14 protein-coding genes are annotated in these 24335 nt (G+C 70.4%); 6 read left to right on the top strand and 8 right to left on the bottom strand.

The window, feature by feature from the left end; translation table 11 throughout:
* Positions 1-264: 264 nt before the first annotated feature.
* The 3 genes from WME97_RS11905 to WME97_RS11895 form a co-directional block, all read right to left on the bottom strand.
* Positions 265-1686 (bottom strand): IS701 family transposase, encoded by a 1422-nt coding sequence (locus WME97_RS11905; RefSeq protein WP_437544868.1) that lies wholly within the window; start codon positions 1684-1686, stop codon positions 265-267.
* A 49-nt stretch (positions 1687-1735) separates the two neighbouring features.
* Positions 1736-3760, bottom strand: a complete 2025-nt coding sequence (locus WME97_RS11900; protein ID WP_437552021.1) for a bifunctional serine/threonine-protein kinase/formylglycine-generating enzyme family protein — start codon at positions 3758-3760, stop codon at positions 1736-1738.
* Positions 3761-3963: 203 nt separating this feature from the next.
* Positions 3964-6336 (bottom strand): glycoside hydrolase family 9 protein, encoded by a 2373-nt coding sequence (locus tag WME97_RS11895; RefSeq protein WP_437552020.1) that lies wholly within the window; start codon positions 6334-6336, stop codon positions 3964-3966.
* A 314-nt stretch (positions 6337-6650) separates the two neighbouring features.
* On the opposite strand from WME97_RS11895, the gene WME97_RS11890 reads away from it, so the two are divergent.
* The 3 genes from WME97_RS11890 to WME97_RS11880 all read left to right on the top strand — a co-directional run bounded on the left by WME97_RS11890 (position 6651) and on the right by WME97_RS11880 (position 14878).
* On the top strand, positions 6651-6917 hold the full coding sequence (locus WME97_RS11890) for a hypothetical protein (protein WP_437552019.1): 267 nt from the start codon (positions 6651-6653) through the stop codon (positions 6915-6917).
* Positions 6918-7137: 220 nt separating this feature from the next.
* On the top strand, positions 7138-13011 hold the full coding sequence (locus WME97_RS11885) for an AAA family ATPase (RefSeq protein WP_437552018.1): 5874 nt from the start codon (positions 7138-7140) through the stop codon (positions 13009-13011).
* A gap of 94 nt (positions 13012-13105) precedes the next feature.
* A complete protein-coding gene (locus tag WME97_RS11880) occupies positions 13106-14878 on the top strand; it encodes an ATP-binding protein (RefSeq protein ID WP_437552017.1) in 1773 nt (590 codons plus the stop codon).
* 34 nt (positions 14879-14912) lie between these two features.
* Here the strand turns inward: WME97_RS11880 and WME97_RS11875 are convergent, their stop codons facing one another.
* On the bottom strand, positions 14913-16292 hold the full coding sequence (locus tag WME97_RS11875; protein ID WP_437552016.1) for a metallophosphoesterase: 1380 nt from the start codon (positions 16290-16292) through the stop codon (positions 14913-14915).
* A 195-nt stretch (positions 16293-16487) separates the two neighbouring features.
* Here WME97_RS11875 and WME97_RS11870 point away from each other — a divergent pair, with 195 nt between their 5' ends.
* The 3 genes from WME97_RS11870 to galK all read left to right on the top strand — a co-directional run bounded on the left by WME97_RS11870 (position 16488) and on the right by galK (position 19555).
* Positions 16488-17390, top strand: coding sequence for a bestrophin family protein (locus WME97_RS11870; RefSeq protein ID WP_437552015.1), 903 nt, complete (start codon positions 16488-16490; stop codon positions 17388-17390).
* A gap of 89 nt (positions 17391-17479) precedes the next feature.
* On the top strand, positions 17480-18304 hold the full coding sequence (aroE, locus tag WME97_RS11865; protein ID WP_437552014.1) for a shikimate dehydrogenase: 825 nt from the start codon (positions 17480-17482) through the stop codon (positions 18302-18304).
* 129 nt (positions 18305-18433) lie between these two features.
* Positions 18434-19555, top strand: coding sequence for a galactokinase (galK, locus tag WME97_RS11860; RefSeq protein ID WP_437552013.1), 1122 nt, complete (start codon positions 18434-18436; stop codon positions 19553-19555).
* Between the two features lie 70 nt (positions 19556-19625).
* Here galK and WME97_RS11855 read toward each other — a convergent pair whose 3' ends face one another.
* Genes WME97_RS11855 through WME97_RS11840 form a run of 4 tightly spaced genes read right to left on the bottom strand, consistent with a single transcriptional unit; the run spans position 19626 to position 24263 of the window.
* Positions 19626-20618 carry an NAD-dependent epimerase/dehydratase family protein gene (locus WME97_RS11855; protein ID WP_437552012.1) on the bottom strand — a complete coding sequence of 331 codons (993 nt, stop codon included), beginning with the start codon at positions 20616-20618 and terminating at the stop codon, positions 19626-19628.
* A 24-nt stretch (positions 20619-20642) separates the two neighbouring features.
* Positions 20643-21647, bottom strand: a complete 1005-nt coding sequence (locus tag WME97_RS11850; protein WP_437552011.1) for an ABC transporter permease subunit — start codon at positions 21645-21647, stop codon at positions 20643-20645.
* Between the two features lie 2 nt (positions 21648-21649).
* The gene (locus WME97_RS11845; protein ID WP_437552010.1) at positions 21650-22732 is read right to left on the bottom strand and encodes an ABC transporter permease; all 1083 of its coding nucleotides are present in this window, start codon (positions 22730-22732) and stop codon (positions 21650-21652) included.
* A complete protein-coding gene (locus tag WME97_RS11840) occupies positions 22725-24263 on the bottom strand; it encodes a sugar ABC transporter ATP-binding protein (RefSeq protein WP_437552009.1) in 1539 nt (512 codons plus the stop codon). Before WME97_RS11840 ends, WME97_RS11845 begins: the two co-directional genes overlap by 8 nt.
* Positions 24264-24335: the final 72 nt, after the last annotated feature.

The raw sequence follows: 24335 nt of genomic DNA, 5'->3' as shown, positions 1-24335 counted from the left end.
GGGGAGCGAGAGACGGCAAGAGAAAGAACTTCATTCTTTCTTCCTCCCCGCCTCCTCGCCTCCCTGTGAAAATTCTCCGGGTTTCAACGTGATCGGTGTTCTAGTACTACAGCCGCGGTTAGGGAGCCCGGGCGCGGGCGCTCGGCCGGTTGCGGCGGCGCCGGTAGCAGCAGGCGCGAGCCTGAGCGCGCTTTCGGCGTCGCCACCATGACCATGCCCATCGGAACTCGGGCGAATGGGCGGGCAACGGAAGCACCAGCTCCATTAGGCGACGGACTTCGGGAATGCTCCAGGGCGCCAGCGTCGGCGGAGCGTCGCTTTCTTCGGGCGTGGCGCGCTTTTTTTCCCCGACGTGTCAAGCGCCGCCTTCTGCATGCGCTCGGCGTTCTTTCCCGGCCCCGGGCGCGCCGCTTTGGGCACGAACTCGGGGCTCATCGCCGGGGCGTACGGGAACGCGCCCTCCGCGGGAAGCTTCGCGCGCACGAAAGCCAACCACGCCAGGGCCATCATCCCGAGCGTGATGTACCGATGCCAGCTCGGCCACGTGCGGACCTCGTAGTGGTCGAGGCCGACGTCATCCTTCGCCTCCTCGAAGCACTGCTCGATCGTGTAACGCGTGGAGGCCACGTGCGCGAGCGTTGCCAGCGGCGTGGCGGCTCCAGCGTTGGACAGGTAGTAGGCCACTTCAGACGGATTCGAGACCGAGCGGCGAGCCAGGAGCCAGATCTCGTCGGTCGGTAAGCGCCGACGACTGTCGACGACGCGCGCGCGGGCCCAGTCGTACTCGATGGGTCCCTTCTCGCCTTGATGGACGGCAAGGCGATGCCATTGCTTCGGCGACCACTGCGCGACCACCTTCGCCACAGTGGAGGCGTGCGGCGCGCCCGGTGCAAGACGAGTGCGCGTGCGGAGCGGACCACGAGGGTGTTCGCGTTCGGTAGGGGGCTCCGCAACCTCCGGTCGCTCGGGCCACACCGGCGTGCTCGAGACGACCGCGAGAACATACCGATGGCCCTGCGCGGCGATGCCATCGCGAAGCACGGGGTCGTCCCCGTAGACTTCATCGCCGGCGACCCACGCCATCGGTACACCTCGCTGCCAGGCGCCATGCAGCATCTGCATCGCCAGCTGCGGCTTGGTCCGGAACGCGACATCCTCCGGAACGTGAGCGTCCTGCCTCCGCTCCGGATCGCTGCACCACGATCCTGGCAAGTAAAGACGACGGTCAAGGATCACATGTCCACGTGGGCCGTTGTAGCTGAGGAACACACCGATCTGGCAGTTCTCGATCTTGCCTGCCGTCCCACTGTATTGCCGCGCAACGCCGACGGACTTGGTGCCTTTCTTAAGGAAGCCCGTTTCGTCCAGTACGCCGATGCCCTGCGGATCGCCGAACTGCTCGATCGTGAAGTCCATCAGCAGATCGCGCGCCGCGTCCGCGCTCCAGTCCGCACTGTACATCAGCCGCTGCACGCGATCGGGCGTCGGATCCCCGATGGCCTCGGCCAGCTGCCAACCGTTCCGGCGCGCCACCGGCCCCATCAGCGAGCGCACGTACTTGATCGCCTGTTCGCGCGGCTCGCTGCGCGCGAACAGCCCCGCGAATCGCGCGTGAAATGCCTCAAAATCTGCTGCCAGCGCGTCCCACGCGGCCGCTGCTGGCAGCCCGCTTGCCCCCGGATCCATGGGCGGATCCTGGGTCCAACTAGATCGATGTCGAGGTGCGGCTGTAGTACTAGGGGTCCTTGGCGCAGCGGAAGCCGATGCTCCAGCCGCGCGCCGTGGAAGCGCTCGGGCGGCGGTGTGCGGAGCGCACATACTGGCTCTCGACCGTATCCCACCCGCCGCCGCGGAGCACACGGCGGGAGTCGTCGCAATCGTCCCTGTCGTAAGGGCAATAATGGCTCTCGGTCCACTCCCAGACGTTGCCGGCCAGGTCCAGGGCGCCGGCGGGCGATCTCCCGGCCGGCGATCGTCCGACGGGGGCGGTCGCCGGGGCCGCGTCGCCGTCGTTGTACATGCGAGGCCACGGCCCCTTCCCTACCTTCTCCAGCCGCTCCGTCAGCATCCGGCTGCACTCGGGCCCGCAGGCGTTGAGGCGCTCGCCCGAGGGAGGCGCGTGGCCCCAGGGGTAGGTCCGAGCGTCCTCGCCGCGCGCCGCGAGCTCCCACTCCGCCTCGGTGGGCAGCCGCTTGCCGGAGGCGGCGCAATACGCCTTCGCCTGGTACCAATCGACGCAGTTGATGGGGTGGTCCAGCGCCTCGGGGCCGTTGCAGAACTGGCTCCAGAAGGAGCGGCCGCTGGGCGTGAGCCCCTCCGACTCGACGGTCTTCTGCGGGCGAGCGCAGGCCTCGCAGTCCGAGTAGGCCTTCACCGTCACCTCGGTGACGTCGAGGCAGAACCGACCCACGGTCACGCCATGTCGCGGCGTCTCGTCGCTGGGCGTCTCCGCGTCCGCGTCGGAGCCCATCTGGAACTCGGTGCCTTCGACGAGCACCATGCCGGCCGGGCAGCCGCCCGATCCGGCCGACGGCTCGCGCAGGAAGAGGTACCCCCCCGCGCACGCGGCGCACGCGGCGGCGGCGAGCGGCGCGGCGCGGCGGAGGCGCCTCTCTCGCGCGCGCTCGCCGCCTCCGCGGCCCCGCGCCGCGGGCCGCTCCGCGGCGCGCTGGTGGAGCACGGTGTGGCCAGCCGCGGTGTCAGGGACAGGGGCCGCCGTCACAGGGTCGCCCGCGAGCGCGCTCGAGCTCGCGAGCGTGCCTGAGGTGACAGGCTCTCTCGCGAGCTCGTCGGCGCCGTGGGGCGCGCCCAGAAGGGCGACCGGCGCGGCCACGGTCGTGGCGAACGCGGCCGGGTGATGGCGGCCCGCGGGGGCGTCGACGTCCGCCGTCCGGACCTCCAGGCTCGGAAACGCATCGACCATCTCGCGCGCCGACTGGAATCGGCAGGTCGGATCGACGGAGAGCGCCTTGGAGAACCAGTCGTCGATCGACGCCGGCAGGCCCGGCCTCTGCTCGCTTGCGGGGCGGAACCTCCCCTTCAGGACCGCCGCGCCGACGGAGACGAACGAGCTGCCCTGGAACGGCTGCGCGCCGGTCAGCGCCTCGTAGAGGATGACGCCGAGCGACCAGAGATCGGAGCGGAGATCGACGTCCTTGCTCCCCTCGAGCTGCTCGGGGCTCATGTACGGGGCCGATCCGATCACCATCCCGGTCTCGGTGAGCGCGGGGTTCGCCGCCGGCACCGCCGCGTCGCCCGCCACCTTCGCGACGCCGAAGTCGAGCACCTTGACGAAGAGCGGGTATCCCTGGCCCCCCTCCGTGATGAAGACGTTGTGGGGCTTGATGTCGCGGTGCACGATGCCGAGCTCGTGGGCGCTCTCGAGCGCGCTCCCCACCTGCCGCACGAGCGACCTCGCGGTGGCGAAACTGAGGCGGCCGCCGCGCTCGAGGAGCTCGGCCAGCGAGAAGCCGCGCAGGAGCTCCATCACGAGGTACGGCACGGCGCCGTCGACGACGCCGTAGTCCATGACCTGCACCACGTGCGGGTGCGCGATCCGCGCCGTGGCCCTCGCCTCGCGCTGGAAGCGCGCGACGAGGGCAGGACGCTCCGCCGCCCGCTCGGGGCGGATGAACTTCACCGCGACGTCGGTGTCGAGGGCGAGGTGCCGCGCCGCCCACACGACGCCCATCCCGCCCTGCCCGAGAGGCCTCAGCAGGTGCAGCTTGTCCGCGATGACGGCGTCGGGTCGGAGCTCCACGAGGACCAAGCGGATGGTACCACCGGCGCGCCGGCGGCTGCACCGCGGCCGGCGGAGCCTGCCGTCAGGCGGTGGGGGAACTCCCCCACCCTGCCGGAAGGATGGAACCGCCAAGGCGCCACAAGACGCCAAGATTATTGTGTTTCTCTTGGCGTCCTTGGCGCACTTGGCGGTTCAAAAGACCCCGCCCTCGGCCAACGCGGCTATGGCTTCGCCTTCTCGTCGAGGAAGCCGGTCACCCACGCGAGCGGCGCGTTCCAGTTGATCGTGATCTCGTTCACGCTCCAGGCCTCGATGTTGTCCACGAAGCACCGCTGCGCGACGCACCCCTTGAGGCCGGCGCTCTGGACGTAAGGATCCTGGAGCGAGGAGTTCGGGCCGCCGGAGACCGCGCCGGGCGGCGCCTTCGGGTACTTGCTGTTCGCCTGGTGCGCCCAGAACCGGTGGTGCGGGTTCTCGAGCGGCTTGTCGCCGTAGCCGGTCACGTACGACTGCCCGAGCGGGTTGCGCCCGAGGATGTAGTCCATGCCCAGCACCACGCCGTCGAGGTACTTCGGCTGCTTGGTGAAGTCGTGGGCGAGCGCCACCACGAGCATGTTGTTCAGCACGGCCGAGTTCGAGCCCCAGTCGTACTTGCCTTCAGGCGTCCGAGCGACGAGCGTCCGGTACCCCTCCTTGTCCGCGATGGCGAGGTACTGGTCGGCCGCCTTCGCGATGCGGCCGCGGATCTGCTGCTGCCACGCCGCGTCCACGTGGCCGGGCACGATCGCCATCGAGATCTGGCCGAGCCCGTCCGTGACCCCCCAGTAGATCTCCATCGGGAACCGCGCGTTGAGCGGCGAGGCCTGCAGGAACTGCTTATATTCCGGCTTCCCCGTCGTGACGAAGAGCTCCGCCGCGGCCCAGTAGAACTCGTCCTTGGCGTCCTTGTCGTCGTAGGGCCCGCCGCCCTTGTCGCCGCCGGGCGGCGCGTAGAGGGCCGGGTTCTGCTTCGCCGCCGCCCAGGCGCGCTCGGCGGCCTTCAGGCACTTGGCCGAGAACGCCGCGTCCACCGTCTTCCAGATTCGCGCGCACTGCGCCCCCGTGGCCGCCACGTTGAGCGTCGCCGCGGTGCTCGGCTTGTGGAGGAAGCGCGCCTGCTTGTCCTCGTGCGGCGCGAGGCCGAGGCCCGTCCACGACTCGTCGTGCATCTTGTGGTGGACCATGCCGGCGAGCGGCTTGCCTTCCGGCACCTGCATGCCCATCAGGAACTCGAGCTCCCAGCGCGCCTCGTCGAGGATGTCGGGCACGCCGTTCTTGCCCTCGGGGATGTTGAGCTTGCCGTCCGCGAAGTCGGCGCTCGAGGCGCCGATGTGCTTCGTGCGCTCGTACCAGTTGAGCAGCGTCCACACCGAGATACCGCCGTTGACGACGTACTTGCCGTGGTCGCCGGCGTCGTACCAGCCGCGGGACGCGTCGAGCGCATAGTCGCAGCCGCTGTCCTTCAGGCAGCGCGTGCTCTTGTCGTGGAGGTGCCCCGCCGGGCGCGCCAGCTCGGGCTTGCCGGCGAACGGCATCTTGATCTCGATGCCGCTCCGGTTGTGGTAGAAATACGCGAGCGCGTCGTACTTGAGCTTCTGGTAAAGGCCCGTTCCGATGTCGAACGGGAAGCTCTTGTCCTCACCCACCTTGAGCACGTAGCCCTGGCCAGGCGCCTTGACGGCCGTGAAGTCGACGAGGTGGACGTGATCGCCGGAGGCGGCGTCCTTTCCGAAGACCTTGGTCTGGCCGTGGGCGACCGACTTGCCGGAGGCGTCGAGCAGATCCCAGGCGACCGGCGCGGTCGCCGCGCTGTTCACGGTGGCGATCTTGATGGCGCCGGGCAGATACCCGACCTGGTTCACGGCGACCTTCGGCGCCGCGGCCTCGGCCACGGGCGCGGCGGCCTTGAACTGGGGGTCGTCCAGGCGGATGTCGTCGATGCAGACCTCGAACGGCTCCTTGGCCGACGCCATGGCGCCGCCGATGTGGAACGCGAGCTCCGCCGTGGCGTCATCGGCCTTCCCCATCGTGAACTTGCCGGAGAAGGTCTTCGGCTCGGTCCCGAGGATCACGGTGTCCGACCAGTACTCCTCGTAAGGCGGCCCCGACATGCCGACCTTCGGGCGCGCCTTCGTGGGCGAGGACGCCCAGGCCTTGTACTCGAGGGTGTAGCTGTGCCCCTTCTGGATCACCATCTCCCGGTGGCGGAACTGGGCGTCCCAGTTGTTTGACCCCTTGTTCGTCACCGTGACGCAATAGGCCCCCTTCTTCACCTCGGCGCTGCCCGCGCCAGGCGCGGTGAACGAGGTGGTCCAGGGCAGGCTCTTGTTGTCGTCGAAGTTGGATGCCTTGAGCAGGTTGGTCTGCGCGGGCGTGGAGCCCCCCGCGGCGCTCGCGTCACCGCCCGCGCCGGGGCCCGCGCCGCCAGGAGGGGCGGCCCCCGCGCCGGGGCCCTGCGTGACCACGCATCCAGCGCTCAGCCCGAGCGCGAGCGCGAGCGCGGACACCCGCCCCGCTCGGCGGAGGATCGACTGCTTGAGAAAAAGGTCCTTCATAAGTCCTCGGTTCACGACTGGGAGCAATCGGCGCATAGAAAGCGGCGATTCCGTCCGTCTTGTCAAGCGCAATCCTTCCCGACGCGCGGGTTCGAGGCGTCGCGGCGGCCGTCCCGTCGACCTTCGCCAGCCAGCGGCGCGCAGCCCGCCATCACCCGCCATCCCGCGCGGCCCTGCGGCGCGCGGCGTTCCCGCGCGATCTGCTGCGCGCGGAAGGCCCAGCAAGTTCGCGCTGGTACCCGTGGCGAGGCCGCACTAACCTCCGCCGCACTCGCGCCGTACCAGGATGGCGATCGAGCACCCCAGGAGACGACATGGCAAAGCACAGCTTCTCAGTCCCCTTCAGCGGATCCTCTCAAGACATCGTCGCGAAGGCCAAGACGGCGATCGAGAAGGCCGGCGGCAAGTTCACGGGCAACGAGGGCAAGGGCGACTTCTCGGTGCCGACGCCGGCGGGGACGGTGAAGGGGACGTATGCCGTCTCGGCTCAGAGCTTCTCCGTGGATATCACGGACAAGCCCTTCATCGTGCCCGGCAGCGCGATCGAGTCCCAGGTGCGCAAGTTCCTCGAGACGGCCTGAGCCCTCTCGGAGCGCCTGGCGTCCTTGGCGCGCTCGGCGGCTCATCATCCCGGCAGGGTGGGGGATTTCCTCCACCACCCCCTGCTGATGGACTCGCTGGCCGGCACAACTCTCTTGTGCGGCGCAGCCATTCCCGACCAGACCCTCGACACCAGCGCGTCCGATCGAGCTCATTCACGATAACGAGTGACAAGCGCCCTCGCGTCGTCGAGAATTCGACATGGACTACGTTACGGGGGAGGTCCTGCACACGGATACGTGCGTCGCGCGAGCGGCCGAGTCCAGGAGCGGCGCGCCAGCGATGCCGAAAGCTCCCTGCGGCGAGCCGCCGACTCCGCGCGCGCTCGCGAAGCCGGTCCCCGTGCTGGAGCCCTGGGTCGATGCCTCGCTGGCGCGCGTGCTCGACCAGGGCCCGCTGCCGGTGGGGGGCGCGCTGCGCCTGGGCGCCGCGGTTGCGCGCAGCCTGGGCGAGGTGCACCGGCGCGGCGTCCTCCACCGCGACATCAAGCCGGACAACATCCTGGTCGACGCCGAGCAGACGCGCGCCTGCTTGATCGGCTTCGGGCTCGCGACCTGGTGGACGCCCCAGCTCGCCGCGCAGAGGTCGCCGGAGGCGGTCTCCGGAACGCTGGCGTACATGGCGCCCGAGCAGACGGGCCGAATGAACCGAGCGCCGGACGCCCGGGCGGACCTGTACGCGCTGGGCGCCACGCTCTACCAGCTGCTGACCGGCGCGCTGCCCTTCGACGCGACCGACGCGCTCGAGCTGATCCACGCGCACATCGCCCGGGCGCCGGTGCCCCCGCACGAGCGGGCGCCGGAGCGGAGCATCCCCGAGGCCGTGAGCGCGATCGTGCTCAAGCTGATGGCCAAGAGGCCCGAGGACCGCTACCAGACGGCGAGCGGCGCGGCCTGGGATCTGGAGCGGGCCGCGCGGGCCTGGGTCGAGACGGGGACCGTGGCGCCGTTTCCGCTGGCGAAGCGCGACTGGGACGATCGGGTCCGAGCCCCCTCGCGCCTGTTCGGTCGGGAGCGCGAGAGCGCCGCGCTCGCGGCGCTGTTCGACCAGGCGTGCGGCGGCGCGACGGTCCTGGCGCTGGTGGCAGGGCCGTCGGGCGTGGGCAAGTCGGCGCTTGTGCAGGCGCTGCAGGGCCAGGTGCGCGCGCGGCGGGGGATCTTCGCCGCCGGCAAGTTCGACCAGCTGCAGCGCAGCACGCCGTACGCGGCGCTGGCGCAGGCGCTGCGGTCGGTGGTGCGGCGGCGGCTGGCGGACCCGGCCGAGGTGCTGGAGCGCTGGAGGCAGGCCTTTCAGGAAGCCGCGGGGCCGAACGGGCAGATCCTCGTCGAGCTCATGCCCGAGCTCGTGCACATCCTGGGCGAGCCGAAGCCGCTGGTCGAGCTCGGGCCGATGGAGGCCAAGCTCCGCTTCCAGACGACGGTGCTGCGCTTCGTGCGGACGCTGGCCACGGCCGAGCACCCGCTGGCGCTGTTCATCGATGACCTGCAGTGGGCCGATGCGGCGTCGCTGGCGCTCCTGGGTGAGCTGCTGAACGAGCCCGCGGGCCAGCACCTGCTCGTGGTGGGGGCCTACCGGGACGAGGCGGTGAGCCCGGAGCACCCGTTGAACGCGCTGCTCTCGGCCTCCGCGGCCCCGGGCGCCGTGACCGGACGGATCACGCTTTCGCCGCTCGGCGCGGAAGCGGTCGCGGCGATGGTGGCGGACATGCTCGATCGGCCCGAGGCCGAGGTGGAGGAGCTCTCGCGGCTGGTCAAGGACAAGACGGACGGCAGCCCGTTCTTCGTCGGGCAGTCTCTGCAGCTCTTGCACGAGCGGAAGCTGCTTTCGCGCGACGCGGAGACGGGGCGGTGGCAATGGCAGCGAGAGGCGATCGAGCGGGCGGGGATCACGGACAACGTCGTCGCGCTGCTGACCCGCAGGCTAGAGCGGCTGTCGCCCGAGCTGCAGCGGGCGCTGCAGACGGCGGCGTGCGCCGGCGACCGGTTCGACGCGGAGCTCTTGGCGCACCTTTTGGGGCAAGAGGCGGAGACGGTCAGCGCCCTCCTGGCGGAGGCGGCGCGCGAGGGGCTCCTGGTGCACGAGGCCGATCGGGGGCACGAGGCCTACGCCTTCGTGCACGACCGGGTCCAGCAGGCCGCCTACGAGGCGCTCACGGCAGAGCAGCGGCTGTCGCTGCACCTGTGGATCGGCCGAGCGCTGCGGGCTCGGTACGGCGTCGCGTGCGCCGATGGGGAGCTGTTCGCGACGCTCTACCACCGCAACCGGGCCGCCGAGCGGCTGACGGACGCCCAGGAGAAGCGCGATCTTTCGGAGCAGAACCTGCGCGCGGGGCAGCGGGCCAAGGCCAGCGCGGCCTACGCGCAGGCCGTGGCGTTCCTCGGGACGGCCGCGTCGCAGCTGGGCGAGGAGGGGTGGACGGAGGCCCCGGAGACGACCTTCGAGGTGCACCTGGCCATGGCCGAGGCGCTCTGGCTCGCGGAGCGGGTCGACGAAGCGGAGCGGCTCTTTCAGCGCTGCCTGGAGCGATCGCGGGACGCGCTCGAGCGCGCGCGCGTGGCCAGCGTCCTGATCGTGTTTCTTCATGTCACCGGCCGCTTCGCGCAGGGCATCGAGCTCGGCCTCTCGGCGATGGCGTGGCTCGGGCGGCCGCTGCCGACGACCCAGGAGGAGCAGCAGGCGCTGTTCGACGCGCTCATCACCGAGATCGAGCCCGCCCTGCAGCGCATGACCGTCGAGGACTGGAAGGCGCTGCCAATGAGCACCGACCGCGCCCACGCGCTGCGGTGCAGGATCCTGGAGGTGCTGGGGCCCTGCGCCTCGTTCTGGATGCCCTCGCTGAGCCGGTGCTGCTCGCCGATGCTCGCGCTGGAGACGCTGCGGTATGGGCTGACGAAGAGCTCGTTCGCGGGCTGCGTGTGCACGGCGTTGCTCCTGGCCTACCTCCTGGGGAAGCTGCCTTTGGGGCGCCGGCTGAGCGAGCCCATGCTGGCGCTCGTCGATCGGTACGACGTCGCGCGCGCCACGGCGCGCTTCAACGCCACGGTGGCCGCCATGTACTGGACGCCGCCTCCGGAGATGAGGGAGCTGTACGCGCGCGCGGCGCGCACCGCCGCCGAGGAGCGCGACCTCGTCGCCGAGGCCTTCAGCGAGATCCAGGGGGCGATGTTCGAGCTGATCGCCGGAGATGACCTCGATCGCGTCACCCGCGACCTCGACCGCATGGCCTACCGCGACCCGATGGCCATGGACTTCCGGAACATCCTTGCCCGCTCGGCCGCCGCGCTCTCACAGGCCCAGGCCGCGCGCGCCGTCGACCGGACGCTCGAGGAGATCGCGCGACCCGCGCGGGACGCGAAATCGATGGCGCTCCTGACCGCCACGATGGCCATGGCGGGGTGGACCGGGGTCCATTTCGGCGCTGACGCGTGGGCGGTCGAGGCGGTCCTCGTCGTCGAGCCGGAGTGGCAGGTCTCGTGGGGCACTCCCATGCTCATCGCCCTGACGTTCGCGCTCTGCGTCGCCGGAGCGCACGCCCTCCCCACCGCCACCGCCGAGCGGCGCGCGCTGCTCGAGGATCGGCTGGCCTTTCACGGCGCGCGCCTCGCCCTCTGGGCCCAGGGCTGCCCCGAGAGCTTCGAGGCCGTGCGCCTGCTGATGGAGGCGGGCCGCGCTCGCGCCCGGGAAGAGCACGAGGAGGCCGGGCGGCTGTACGACCAGGCCATCGAGCAGGCCCGCGACCAGGATCGGGTCAACACGGAGGCGCTCGGCTTGCGCCTGGCCGGCGAGCACCGCCTCGCCCGCGGGCACCGCGCCCTGGCCCGCGCCTATCTCTCGGCCGCGCACGACGCCTACCTGCGCTGGGGGGCACGCGCGGCGGCCGCGCGGCTCGCCCGGCGCTACCCGGACAGCATCGCGGCTTCGGGCCGCCCGGCGCTCGCGGGGGACGAGCCGCCGGATGGGGCGTCCGTGCCGACGAGCACGACCATCACCGATCGCGCGCTCCACGCGTACCTGGAGATCGCCTCGGCGCTGCGCGCCGCGCAGGCGCTCTCCGGCGACCGCAACCTCGGCTCGCTCGTCGGCCGCATGCTCCGCCTGCTCGCCGAGTACTCCGGCGCCGAGCGCGCCGTGCTCGCCCTCACGCAGGGCGGCGAGCTCGTCATCGCCGCGCTGCTCACCGTCAATCCCCCGCAGGTCGAGCTGGCGCTCGACGAGCCTGTCGCCGGCTCGACGCGGCTGCCGGCGACGCTCGTGCAGTACGTCGCGCGCGGCAAGGAGCCGGTGGTGCTCGGGCAGGCGGCGTGCGACAGCCGCTTCGACGAGGACCCTTACCTGCTCGCCCGCCGGCCCGGCTCGGTGCTCGCCGTGCCGCTTGTGCACCAGGGGCGCCTCTCCGGGGTGATGTACCTGGAGCACCCGAGCGTGGAGGACGCCTTCCCCCAGGCCCGCGTCGAGCTGGTGACGCTCCTCGGCGCGCTGGCGGCGACGGCGGTGGAGAACGCCACGTTCTCCACCGAGCTCTCGGCCTACAGCGAGCGGCTGGCGCGCGAGGTGGAGCAGCGCACCGCCGAGCTGGCAGCCGCGAAGCAGGCGGCAGACCTCGCCAGCCGCGCCAAGAGCGAGTTCCTGTCCAGCATGAGCCACGAGCTGCGCACGCCGCTCAACAGCGTCCTCGGCTATGCGCAGCTGCTCGGCCGGCTGCCCGACCTGCCCCCCAAAGCCGCCGACGCGGCCCGCGTCATCCACACCGCCGGCACGCACCTGCTCGGCCTCATCAATGACGTGCTCGATCTGGCCAAGATCGAGGCCGGCAAGATGGACGTGCGCCCGACCGAGGTCGACCTGCCCACGCTCCTCCGGACCGTGGCCAACCTCTGCCGGGTGCGCGCCGTGGAGAAGGGCCTCTCATTCGCTTACGAGCGTGTCGGCCCCGAGCGGCTGGGGGTGCGCGCCGACGAGAAGCGGCTGACGCAGGTGCTGCTCAACCTGCTGGGCAATGCCATCAAGTTCACCGAGCAGGGCGGGGTGACATTGCGCGTCGAGGTGCTGGAGCCGCCGGAGGACCGATGGCGCACGGTGCGCTTCCAGATCGAGGACACCGGCCCGGGCATCGCCCCCGAGCACCTCGGGCGCATCTTCGAGGCCTTCGAGCAGGTCGGCGACGAGGAGCGGCGCGCCGAGGGCACAGGGCTGGGGCTGGCGATCACGAAGAAGCTCATCGAGCGACTGGGCGGCAGCATCGAGGTCGACAGCCAGCCCGGCCGAGGCACGGTCTTCACGGCGACGCTCCGGCTGCTCGAGGCGACCGCGCCCGAGGGGCGCGCGGGGCTGTCGTGGGAGGCGATCACCGGGTACGAGGGCGAGCGCCGCACGATCCTCGTGGTGGACGACAACGCCGAGAACCGCGCGCTGCTGCGCGACCTGCTGGAGCCGCTCGGCTTCGAGCTGCTGGAGGCCGACGGCGGCGAGCGCGCGCTCGCGCTGGCCCTCGACCGGACGCCGGACGTCATCGTGATGGACCTGGCCATGCCAGGCATGGACGGGTACGAGGCGACACGGCGCTTGCGGCAAAGGCCCGAGCTCGCCCGGACCGCGATCATCGCCTCGTCCGCCAGCACCTCGGAGGCCGAGCGGCACAAGAGCCTGAGCGCGGGATGCGACGACTTTCTGCCCAAGCCGGTGCAGGCCGGCGCGTTTCTGGAGCTGCTCCGAGGCACGCTCCAGCTCGAGTGGCGGCGCCGAGCGGGGCAGGGCGCGGCCGTGCCCATGCCCGCCATGACCGATGCGGAGCTCTGCGCGCTCCCCGCCCCACCCGCCCAGGAGCTGGCTCGGCTCGTCGAGCTGGCCGACAGAGGGCTCGTCTCCCAGGTGCTGAACGAGCTCGATCGGCTCGAGGAGGCCGACCCGCAGCTCGGAGCGTGGAGCGGGCAGGTGCGCGCGGTGGCGCGAAGCTTCCAGATCAAGCGGCTCCGCGGTATGCTCCAGGCGCAGCTCCGGTACGGCATCACGACAGCTCCCCCGACCGCGCAGCCCGAACGCCGGCCATGGCGGGCGCGCCCAGGCGAAGAGCCATAGCGGGCGGATGTGTCAGAAGGTTGTCGCGACCGGTTCACGCTGGCGCTACGTTGCCATCGTCTCCAATGAACACAACCTCAGAGCCTGGTGTCCCGTGCATACCATCCTGATGGTCGACGATGTGCCGGAGAGCATGGCCGCGACGGCCGCTCAGCTCGAAGAGCGAGGCTTTCGGGTGGCGGTCGCTCAAGATGGTGAAGACGCGCTGGAGCGGGCCGAGCTCCTTTCTCCCGATTTGATCCTGCTCGATGTGTTGATGCCGGGAATGAACGGCTTCGAGACGTGCCGGCGCCTGAAAGCGTCTGAAAGCACCAAGGGCATTCCGGTGATCTTCATGACCGCGCTGGAAGAGACGTCCCACAAGGTGGCCGGGTTCGAGGCCGGCGGCGTCGATTACGTTATCAAGCCTCTGGAGCTCGACGAGGTCCTGGTGCGGATCAAGACACACCTGGAGCTGTACACGATGCGCGCGGAGCTCGAGGCGCAGAACGTGAAGCTGCGGCGGGAAATCGAGGAGCGCGAGCGATTGGAGGCCGCGCTGCGGTGCGCCCACGACAAGCTGGAGCGGAGAGTGGAGGAGCGCACGGCCGAGCTTGCGGCGGCCAACGATCTCCTGAAACAAGAGAACGGCGAGCGCAAGCGGGCCGAGGAGACATTGCGCGAAAGCCAGGGCATGCTGCAGGCAATCATCGACAATTCGGCGGCCATGGTCTACGTGAAGGACCTGCAGGGCCGATACCTGCTGAGCAACCGCCGTTTCAGGCAGCTGTTCCGCGCGACGGTGGAGTCGAACGCGTCGAACGAGTCGATCACGTCGAACGAGTCGATCGTCGGCATGACCGACCACGATCTCTTCCCCCCGGAGCAGGCCGAGCTATTCCGCTCTTTCGACAGGCGGGTGCTGGAGGCCCAGGAGCCCCTGGAGACCGAGGAGGTGGTGCCGCAGGGCGACGGGATGCACACCTATATCTCGGTCAAGTGCCCCCTGTTCGACGCGGAAGGCAAGCCCTATGCGGTGTGCGCCATCTCCACGGACATCACCGAACGCAAGCGGGCGGAGGAAGAGCGGGAGAAGCTGCTGGCCAGCGAGCAGGCGGCGCGCTCCAGGGCCGAGGCCGCCGACCGGATGAAGGACGAGTTCCTCTGCACGCTCGGCCATGAGCTGCGAACGCCATTGACCTCTATCCTCGGCTGGGCGCATATTCTTCTCCGCACGGACAAGCCCGACGCAGCCAGGGTGCAGCGCGGCCTCGAGGTTATCGAGCGCAACGGCATGGCCGAGCTGAAGCTCGTCGAGACGCTACTCGACGTCTCCGCCATCCTCTGCGGCAAGGTGGAGCTGAAGCGGCAGCTGGTCAGCATGGCCGAGGTCGTCCAGGCGATCATCGACTCTGTAACTCCAGCCTCGGAGGCGAAGGAAGTTTGCATTTCGCTGTCGCTCCGCTCGACGACCGGCCGGGTCTGGGGCGATCGCGGTCGCCTGGAGCAGATCGTGAGCAATCTGCTGAGCAACGCCGTCAAATTCACGCCCGCTGGCGGGCGCGTGACCGTGTCGCTGGAGGAGATGGGAGCAAAGACCCAACTCCGCATCAGCGATACCGGCGAGGGGATAAGCGCGAATTTCCTCCCCCATGTGTTCGACAAATTTCGCCGTGCAAACAGCTCGACCACCCGGTGGCACAGCGGGCTCGGCCTGGGGCTCTCGATCGTGCAGGATCTGGTGAGAATGCACGGCGGAGAGGTTCGCGCCGAGAGCGCCGGTGAGGGTCGGGGCGCGATGTTCATCGTGGACTTGCCCCTGATGCCGGTGGTCGACGAGGCCGCCGCTCCGGCTCCGGCCGACGCAGGGGAAGCGCGCTCGGTCTAGCGCTGCTGCGGGGAGGCGGACGGCGCCTGGCCCGTCAGACGCCGTCGCCGGCGAGGTGGACCTTGAGGACGCTCTCTTCCGCCGGCACGCCGAGCCGAAGGGGAAACCCGTAGTGTCCTGTCCCGCGGTGCACGTAGAGCCGATCGGGGCCGCGGGCCCACAGGCCATGATCCGGCATCTTCACGAAGAGCTGGAGGGCGGTCCAGGAGCCTCCGAGGCTGACCAGGCCGAGCTGCCCGCCGTGGGTGTGGCCCGAGAGCACGAGATCGCCCTCCCCCTCGCCGAGGTGGCGGAACGCGCCCGGATCGTGGAGCAGGACGAGCCGGAGCGCGCCCTTCCTGCGCGGGTGACGGGCGCAGACCGCCGCCATGCGCTCGGCGCGATCGCGGTAATGGAAGTCCATCCCGAGGACCTGGACCGGCCCGGCGGCGGTCTCGACGAGCGCCGCGTCGTCCACGAGCAGGCGCGCCCCAGCGCGCTCCAGCGCGGTCGCGACGTGGCGGGGCGACTCGTGATCATGGTTGCCGTGGCACGCGAACACACGCCCCTCCAGGACGCGGAGCGGGGACAGCGCCTCGGCGAGGTGATCCGCGGTGTCCTGCGATTCCATCGTCAGGTAATCGCCGGTGAGCACGACGAGATCGGGATCGCGCTCCACCGCGCGCTCGCAGATGCCGCGGAGCCGAGCGACCGACATGAACGGACCGAGGTGAGGATCGGTGATCTGGACGATGCGGAGGGGCCGGCGCGCGCCGGACGCCCCGTCGCGCGGGAGCGGGTGGCGGCGCAGCCCGTCGACCGGGGCGCGGTCGACGACGAGCTCGATCTCCTCGCGGCGGGCGGTGAGCGACTGGAGGATGCCGACGACGGCGAGCGCGAAGGGCACCCAGAGGCCGTACGGCGTGGCCCCGAGCCCGCTCGCGATGGCCCACGGGAACGACAGGAAGATGGCCGCCACGAAGTAGGACGCGGGGATGCTCACGAGCGCGCGGTAGGCGAGCGGCCGCATCCGGGGGCGCGAGAGCAGGAGGAAGTGCAGGTACACCGCGCCCTGGAGGTACGCGAACCCCGGCGCGAGCGGGCCGACATGGCGGAAGAGCGCGCACGAGATCAGGGTGTGGATGCCGAGCAGCACGCCGACGAACCGCGCGTAGAGCCCGCCCCGGCGGCGCCTCGCCGCTGCCACGACGACGAGCCAGGCCAGGGCGGAGGCCGCCCAGAACAGGACGATGGGGGACACGAACTTCAATCGACGGCTCCAGGCGATCCAGGCGCACAGGACCACCGCGGTCTGCTCTGCCTGGACGGACGCGGAGTGTCCCGCGTCCAGCGCGTCCGCGCCAGGCGCCACCGGAGGCAGGCCGCCCGGCGTGTGACGCGCGTGCGCCCGCGCCGCCCGGCGGCGTTGCGGCACAGGCACCTCGCTGGTAGGGAGGCGCGATGCTCCTCTGCGTGAGCCACACGCTGCGCGCGCCGGATCTCGGCGATCAGGCCGGCGATCCTGACAGGGCCACACGAGGATCGGTACGTTCGATGAGAGGCTGAGGCCTCTTCACGTCCATGGCTCCTTCCGGTGCTCCGGCGGGGCATCGCCACGAGGGTCGCCCCGATGATCCCCTACACCAGGCGCACTTGGCTTCAGATGCTGGTCTCGCCGCGGGGCTCCTTGTCGCCGGGCGTGATGCGTCGCGTGCTGGCCTTCGGGGTCATCGCCGCCGCGCTCTGGCTCGCGCACAGGCACATCCCCCGCGTGTCGCTCTCGATCGGCGTTCACGAGGTCGCCGGCGCGGTGATCGCGCTCATCCTCGCGTTCCGCACGAACACGGCCTATAACCGCTTCTGGGAGGGTCGCACCCTCTGGGGCTCGATCGTGAACGCGAGCCGCAACATCACGCGCATCGTGAACGCGCACGCCGCGGTGGACCCGGGCGCGGCGCGCGAGGTCGCCGTCTGGGTGGTGGTGTTCGTCCACGCCGCGCGGCGCTCGCTGCGCGGGCAGGCCGAGCGCCCCGAGATCGACCGGCTGCTCCCGGCGGAGCAGATCGAGGCCCTCTCCGCGCACCCTCACCCGCCGCTCCGCGCGGCGCAGGAGGTCTCCGAGCGCCTCGCGGCCTTCGTCCGGGCCGGGAGCCTCGAGCGCAACATGGCGGTGTGCGCGGAGGAGCAGCTGAGCGTCCTCGTCAACTGCCTCGGGGGCTGCGAGCGCATCCTCAAGACCCCCACGCCGCTCGGCTACATCCTGCTGCTCCAGCGGGGCGTGGCGCTCTACCTGGCCACGCTGCCCCTCGCCCTCGTCGAGGCGCTCGGGGTGCTGACGCCCGTCGTGACGATGCTGGTGGCGTATCCCGTCCTGATGATCGAGGCGCTCGGCGGGGAGCTCGACGACCCGTTCGGCCACGAGCCGAACGACCTGCCCCTCACGCGCATCTGCGACACCATCGAGCGCGACCTCCTGGGGTCGTCGCCGCTCAATCTGGTGATGGCGTCGAAGGCCGAGAGCTACCAGGACTGAGCGCGCGCTCTTGGCAAGTCGCTGGACACTATCGTAGATCTGCCGCGATCGCGGGCGTGCCCCCGCGTCGCTGAGGCCTGGACGCACCCATGACCGATCGCTACGCCATCATCGGCAATCCCATCTCCCAGACCAAGTCGCCGGCGCTGCAGACCGCCTTTGCCAGGCAGTGCGGGCAGGACATGGTGTACGGCGCGATCCTCGGCGAGCTGGATGGCTTCGCCGCCGCCGTGCGCGAGTTCCACGAGAGCGGCGGCAAGGGCATGAACATCACCATGCCCTTCAAGCTCGAGGCCTTTGCGCTGGCCGACGAGCTGACGCCGCGCGGCCGCGCCGCCGGAGCGATCAACATGTTCACCTTGCGCGCGGACGGCACCATCCTCGGCGACAACACCGACGGCTTCGGCATCCTGCGCGACATCACCCACAACCTCGGCCGCGAGCTCAAGGGCGCGCGCGTGCTGCTGCTCGGCGCGGGCGGCGCGGTGCGCGGCACCTTGCTGCCGCTCTTCGATGAGCAGCCGGCCGAGATCTTCATCGCCAACCGCACCGCCAGCAAGGCCGTGGCGCTCGCCGCCGAGCTCGGCCCGCATGCCGGCGCCATCCAGCTCGCCGGCGGCGGCTTCGCCGACATCGCCGGGCGCTTCGACGTGATCATCAACGGCTCCGCCTCCTCCATGACCAACGAGGTGCCGCCCCTGCCCGCCGGCGTGTGGAGCGAGCGATCGCTGGCCTACGACATGGCCTACAAGAAGGAGCCGACCGCGTTCGTGCAGGCCGCGCGCGCGGCCGGCGTGGGTCAGACAGCCGACGGCCTCGGCATGGTGGTCGAGCAGGGCGCCGAGTGCTTCACGCTGTGGCGCGGCATGCGGCCCGACACAGCGCCTGTGATCGCTGCGCTGCGGGGAGCCTGAGCGGCGCGCCCGGCATGGAAGAGCGATGAGCGATCGAGCGCAACCCAGGACGGCGTCCTCCCGCAGTTGTGGCTTGACGTCTACGAAGCAATTGGGTTCCCTGCTCCCCGTGAACATGGGTGAGCCGCGATGACGGTGAAGGGCAATGGCTTCGAGGTCGTGTTCGGCCGTCCGGCGAAGGTGCTGGCAGAGGCGCCGGGGCGCGTGAACCTGATCGGCGAACACACCGATTATAGCGGCGGGTACGTGCTGCCGACGGCGATCCCGCAGAAGACGCGCGTCGAGCTCGCGCCCCGGGAAGACAGGCTCATCCAGGTCGCGACGACGAACGTGCACGGCGGCGCCCAGCTCTCGTTCCGCGCCGGCGAGGAGGCGCGCCGCGGGCTGTGGCTCGACTACATTCAGGGCATCACCGCGGTCCTCCGCGGCCGGGGCGCATCGATCCCCGGCTTCGACGCGAGGATCGAGTCGACAGTACCGCTCGGAAGCGGCCTGTCGTCGAGCGCCTCGCTGCTCGTGGCGCTCGCCCGCGCCCTGCGGTCGATGCTCGGCCTGTCCATCGACGACGTCGAGATCGCCCGGATCGCGCACGCCGCGGAGCACGACTTCGTGGGCGCGCCGGTCGGGACGATGGATCAGATGGCCGCGAGCCTCGCCGACGAGAGCACGGCGCTCTTCATCGACACGAGGACGCTCGCGTTCGAGCGCATCCCGCTGCCCGCGGAGGCCGAGCTGCTCGTCGTCGACTCCGGGGTAACTCACCAGCACGCGAGCGGCGACTACAAGACGCGGCGCGCGGAGTGCGAGCGCGCGGCCGCGGCGCTCGGCGTCCCGGAGCTCCGGGACGTCGACGCGATGCGCGCGTCGATCGAGCCGCGCATCGCCTCGCTGCCGGCGCCGCTCGACCGGCGCGCGCGCCACGTCGTGACCGAGAACGCCCGGGTGCTCGCCGCCGTGGCCGCGCTCCGCGCCGGGGATCTGGGCCGCCTTGGCGAGCTCTTCGACGCGTCTCACCGGTCGATGCGCGACGATTTCGAGGTGTCCGTGCCGGCGGTCGACGAGCTGGTGGAGAGCGCTCGGGCGCAGCCGGACGTCTTCGGCGCCCGGCTGACCGGCGGCGGCTTCGGCGGCGCGATCGTGGCCCTGGTGAAGCGCGGGCGCGCGGCGAGCGTTGGGCGGGCCGTCGTGGAGGCCTACGCGCGCACGCCGGGCCGCCGGGCGAAGGTGCTTGTAGGCGGGCCCGTCCCCTAGCCGCGAAGCTCGGTGTCGGCGTGAGGCTCGTCCACCACGGGGAGGGGCCTCCGCGGGGAGGCAGGGCCCATCAACCGGGGTACCACGTGACGCGCGGGTCATCGGGCGCGCGCACGTGGTCGAAGGCGGCGTCCGTGAGCCGCGCCAGGTCGTACTGCGGCCGCCAGCCGAGCAGAAATTTCGCCTTCGAGTTGTCCAGCCACGTCGAATGGAAGGGCGTCTTCACCCTCACGCTCGGCAGGCCCCGCGTCGCCTCCAGGTAACGCGCCAGCTCCCCGTAGTCCACCGGCTCGTCCATGCAGATGTTGAAGGTCTGCTGGCGAGCCTTCTCATGATTGATGGCCTTGAGGATCGCGGCGACCAGATCGTCCACATGCACGAAGTTACGCTTCACCGGCTCGCCGCGGCGGTCGAGCATCACCGGCACGGCGCCCGAGCGGACGTACCCCTCCGCCGCCTCGGCGCCGACCAGATCGCGCCACCTCGGCCCTCCGAACACGTCGTCACCGAAGGATAGCTGCGCCTTGAAGTCGTCCTTCTCCATGATCCACGGCGCGCGCAGGCAGCATCCGTTGAGCTCATATTGAATATAGTACTGCTCGAGCATGACCTCCTCGAGCACCTTGGACAGCGCGTAACAGCCCGGGTAGGCGCTGTGCCGCTGCGCCTCCGTGACGGGGACGGGGTGCGGATAGAAGAAGTGGCCCATCCCGGCGTCGCCCCCGACCAGGATGAATTGCTCGAACGCAGGGCTGACGCGGCAGGCCTCCAGCAGCCAGAACATGCCTTTGACGGCCACGTCCATGATGCTCTCGGGGGTCTCCTTGCTGGTCGCCAGGTGCAGCACGTGGCTCACCCCCTCGGTCGCCTCGTTGACGACGGTCCTGTCCTCGATGGCCCCACGCAGCACCTCCACGCGCGCCGACCGCTCCAGCATGCGGTTATGGCACAGCGCACGGACCTTCCACCCCTCGAACGCGGGGTTCGACAGGAACTTGCGGATGAACGCCTGGCCGACCTTGCCCGCCGCCCCGGTGACCAGAATTCGCTTGGCCTCGATCATTCTATCGCTCCTCGTTCTCGAGCATCATCCACGACGACCGTACTCTACCCCCCTGGCTGCGGGGGCCGAGCGGATCAGGACCTCTTGCATGACGATGAAGACGAGCAACAGCAGCCCGATGCTGATGTGGTGCCAGGGCGACGGCAGCCGTCCATCCAGGTTGATCACCGCCCGCACCATGCCCGTGATCATCACGCCCATCACGGTGCCGACGACGCTGCCAGCCCCCCCGGTCAGCAGCGTTCCACCGATCACCACCGAGGCGATGGCCTCGAGCTCCAGGCCGGCGCCGATGTTCGGCTTTCCGGCGCTGTCGATCAGCGCCGTCGTGACCCCGCCGAGGCCCGCGCACAGGCCGCACAGCGCGTACAGACACACCGTCGTGGCGCCCAGCGGCACCCCCATGAGCAGCGCCGCCTGCCTGTCCCCCCCGATGGCCAGGACGTTCCGGCCGAAGCTCGTGCTGCGGCCGACAACCACGCCGAGCGCGAGGACGACAAGGAACAGGAGCGCCGTCGCCGGGACCCAGGTCCGGTCCAGGCCCGGGATCGCCAGCGCGAAGCCGAGCTCATCGACGATCCAGTCCAGCGCAGGGTGATCGATGCCGATGGGCTGCATGCTGACGAGGAACGCCGCGCCGCGGGCGAAGAACATGCCCGCGAGCGTCACGAGGAACGGGGGCAGAGAGAAGCGATGGATCAGGTGCCCCGTCACCGCGCCGAACGCGACCGACACCGCGAGGCCGATACAGAACGCCAGCAGCGGGTGGCAACCACCGGCCACCAGCGTGCCCACGAGGACCGTCGTGAGCGCGACGACGGAGCCGACCGAGAGGTCGATCCCCCCCGACAGGATGACGAACGTCATGCCCACCGCGCAGAGGCCCATCGCCGCGTTCCCCTTGATCAGGTCGACAAGGAAACGCAGGCTTCGCGCCGCGTCGTAACAGACCAGCACCCCCGAGTAGAGCGCGATCAGGAGGACCGCGGTCACCACGAGCGGCAGATCCCGCCGATCCCAGCTGAGCATCGCTACTGCCCCCGCTTGAGCCCGAGCAGCTCGACGAGCCGCCGGCGCGACTCCTCCGAGACCAGCAGGCAGCTGAGCAGCATCACGCCGGCCTTGGGCATCGGCTCGATCTCGGAGGGGACGTGCTGGATGTACATCGTTGTGGAGAGCGTTTGTATCAACAACGCGCCTATCAGGGTGCCCCCCAGATAGAAGCGCCCGCCGGTGAGCGCCGTACCGCCGATCACCGCGGCGAAGATGGCATCCAGCTCCCGCAGGCGCCCCACGCGATCGGGATCGGCCGTGGAGATGTAGGAGGCGGCCACGAGCCCGGCGATGCCGGCGCACAGGCCGGAAAAGCCGTACAACCAGAGCTTGATGCGGCGGTCGCCGACGCCAGCGAGCCGGCTCGCCCGCTCGTTGTCGCCGATCGCTTCCATGAACAGACCGAGCGCCGTCCTCCGGCAGAGCAGCGCGGCGACGACGAACACGGCGGCCACCAGCACCATGGAGAACGGCAAGCCGCCGACGTGACCGTTGCCGATGAACGCAAACGTCGCGTCCGTGTGCGTCACGGGCTCGGCGCGGGTGATGAGCATGGCGACGCCGCGGACACCGACCATGCTGATCAAGGTCACGATGATGGGCTGGATGTTCAGCCCCGTCACCAGCGCGCCGTTGAACAGACCGACGCCGGCGGCGACGGCGAGGGACAGGAACGCAGCCAGGAGCGGCCCGAAGTGGGCCTCCTTCATCAGGATCACGCAGGTGGCGCCGGACAGCGCCATGACCGAGCCGACCGACAGGTCGATGCCCCTGACGGCGATCACCAGGGTCAGGCCGATCGCGAGGAGCATCACCTCCGAGCCCTGGTTGAGCAGGTTGATGGGCGTCCCGTAATAAGCCCCGTCACGCTCGACGATGGAGAAGAAGTTCTTGGACAGGACGGAGTTGAACAGAAGGAGCGCCAGGAGGCCGAGCAAAGGCCAGGCCTCGCGGCGCCTGCGCAGGAGCAGCAGGGCGCCCGCGCACGCGGTGAAGAGGAGGATCCCGATGCCCGTGGGGTTGGCGTTGGTGGGCGCCGCTTCCGTGATCTTCTCAAGCATCGGGCGGCGCCTCCTTCTGATGGGCGATGGCCTGGATGATGGACGAAGGCGTCACGGACTCTCCCACGAGCTCGCCCTGCTGCTTGCGGTCTCTCAGGACCACCACCCTGTAGCAGTTGCGCGCGACCTCCTCGAGCTCCGACGAGATCAAGACCGTGGCGACCCCCTTCTCGCTGAGCGACTTCACCAGCGCCTCGATCTCCAGCTTGGCGCCGATGTCCACGCCGCGCGTGGGCTCGTCGAGCAGCAGGATCCGCGGCTGCATGGCCATCCAACGCGCGAGCAGCACCTTCTGCTGGTTGCCGCCCGAGAGCAGCTTGACGGGCGTCTCCGGGGACGGCGTCTTGATGCTCAGGGTCTTGATGTAGTGCTGGACCAGACGCTCCCGCTCGTGGCGCGGGAGCACCCGCAGCGCCCCCTGGGAGGCCTGCAAGGCGAGCAGGAGGTTCTCTCGCACGGAGAGGTTCGGGATGATGCCATCCACCTTGCGGTCTTCCGGGCAGTACGCGAGGCCGGCCCGGATCGCGTGCCGTGGCGTCTTGATCTCGGTCGCACGCCCGTTCACCGCGAGCTCGCCGCGATCGGCGGGCTCGATCCCGAAGAGCATCCTGGCGGTCTCGCTTCGACCAGAGCCGAGCAGCCCCGCCAGCCCCACCACCTCGCCGGGCCGCAGCGCGAGCTCGATGGGTCCGATGACCCCCTTTCTCTCGAGGCCGCGCGCGGCGAGCGCCGGCTCCGCGGCGCTCGCCCCCCCTCCCGGACCGGCAGGGCCGGCTGGCGCGGCCCTGTCTTTCGCGCCGAGCTTGACGCCCAGCATCGCCTGGACGAGCTCCAGGCGAGGCAGCTCGCTGCTCGCGTACTGCCCCACCAGGCAGCCATTCCTGAGCACCGTGATCGTATCGCTGACCGCGTAGACCTGATCCAGGAAGTGAGTCACGAAGAGGATCGCCAACCCCTGCGCCTTCAGCCCCCGCATGACGTCGAAGAGCCGCAGCGTCTCCGCTTCATCCAGGCTGGAGGTGGGCTCATCCAGGATCAGGATCCGCGCGTCCACGGCGAGCGCACGGGCGATCGCGACCATCTGCTGCAGCGCGGTGGGCAGCGCCGCCACCGATCGCGACACGTCGAGGTCCAGCGAGAGGCGCGCGAGGGCCTCACGCGCCTTCGCGCGGACGGCGCGCCCGTCGATCAGGCCGAAGCGCCGAGGCTGCCGGCCCAGCATGATGTTGTCCGCGATGGAGAGGTGCGGGATCAGGCTGATTTCCTGGTGCACCGCACTGATCCCCAGCGATTCTGCGTGGCGGGGAGAGGTCGGCCGGATCACCGTACCGCCGAGGCGCAAGGTCCCGGCGTCGGGAGAATAGACGCCGGTGAGCAGCTTGATCAGCGTCGACTTGCCGGCCCCGTTCTCCCCCATCAACGCCTGGATCTCGCCGGCGCGCGCCTCGACGTGCACGTCGTGCAGAGCGCGAACTCCGGGGAAGGATTTGCTGAGGCCCTCGACAGAGAGCAAGGCTTTCGAGACAGGCATGCGGCTGCTGCTCCGTACGTGAGCGCCGCGGACGAGCGAGCTCACGAGCGTGATGGCGCCCGCGCCGCCCCA

This window comes from Sorangium sp. So ce367 (assembly GCF_051520455.1).
In the GTDB taxonomy this organism is placed as follows: domain Bacteria; phylum Myxococcota_A; class Polyangia; order Polyangiales; family Polyangiaceae; genus Sorangium; species Sorangium cellulosum_B.
Note: the sequence above shows the minus strand (reverse complement) of the source record. Positions and strands in the feature narration are given on the sequence as shown.

Coding starts and splice junctions, on each gene's coding strand:
- aroE (WP_437552014.1), top strand. CDS start 17,480: ATGACCGATCGCTACGCCATCATCGGCAATCCCATCTCCCAGACCAAG.
- WME97_RS11870 (WP_437552015.1), top strand. CDS start 16,488: ATGATCCCCTACACCAGGCGCACTTGGCTTCAGATGCTGGTCTCGCCG.
- WME97_RS11890 (WP_437552019.1), top strand. CDS start 6,651: ATGGCAAAGCACAGCTTCTCAGTCCCCTTCAGCGGATCCTCTCAAGAC.
- WME97_RS11845 (WP_437552010.1), bottom strand. CDS start 22,732: ATGCTTGAGAAGATCACGGAAGCGGCGCCCACCAACGCCAACCCCACG.
- WME97_RS11850 (WP_437552011.1), bottom strand. CDS start 21,647: ATGCTCAGCTGGGATCGGCGGGATCTGCCGCTCGTGGTGACCGCGGTC.
- WME97_RS11885 (WP_437552018.1), top strand. CDS start 7,138: ATGGACTACGTTACGGGGGAGGTCCTGCACACGGATACGTGCGTCGCG.
- WME97_RS11855 (WP_437552012.1), bottom strand. CDS start 20,618: ATGATCGAGGCCAAGCGAATTCTGGTCACCGGGGCGGCGGGCAAGGTC.
- WME97_RS11905 (WP_437544868.1), bottom strand. CDS start 1,686: ATGGATCCGGGGGCAAGCGGGCTGCCAGCAGCGGCCGCGTGGGACGCG.
- galK (WP_437552013.1), top strand. CDS start 18,434: ATGACGGTGAAGGGCAATGGCTTCGAGGTCGTGTTCGGCCGTCCGGCG.
- WME97_RS11895 (WP_437552020.1), bottom strand. CDS start 6,336: ATGAAGGACCTTTTTCTCAAGCAGTCGATCCTCCGCCGAGCGGGGCGG.
- WME97_RS11840 (WP_437552009.1), bottom strand. CDS start 24,263: ATGCCTGTCTCGAAAGCCTTGCTCTCTGTCGAGGGCCTCAGCAAATCC.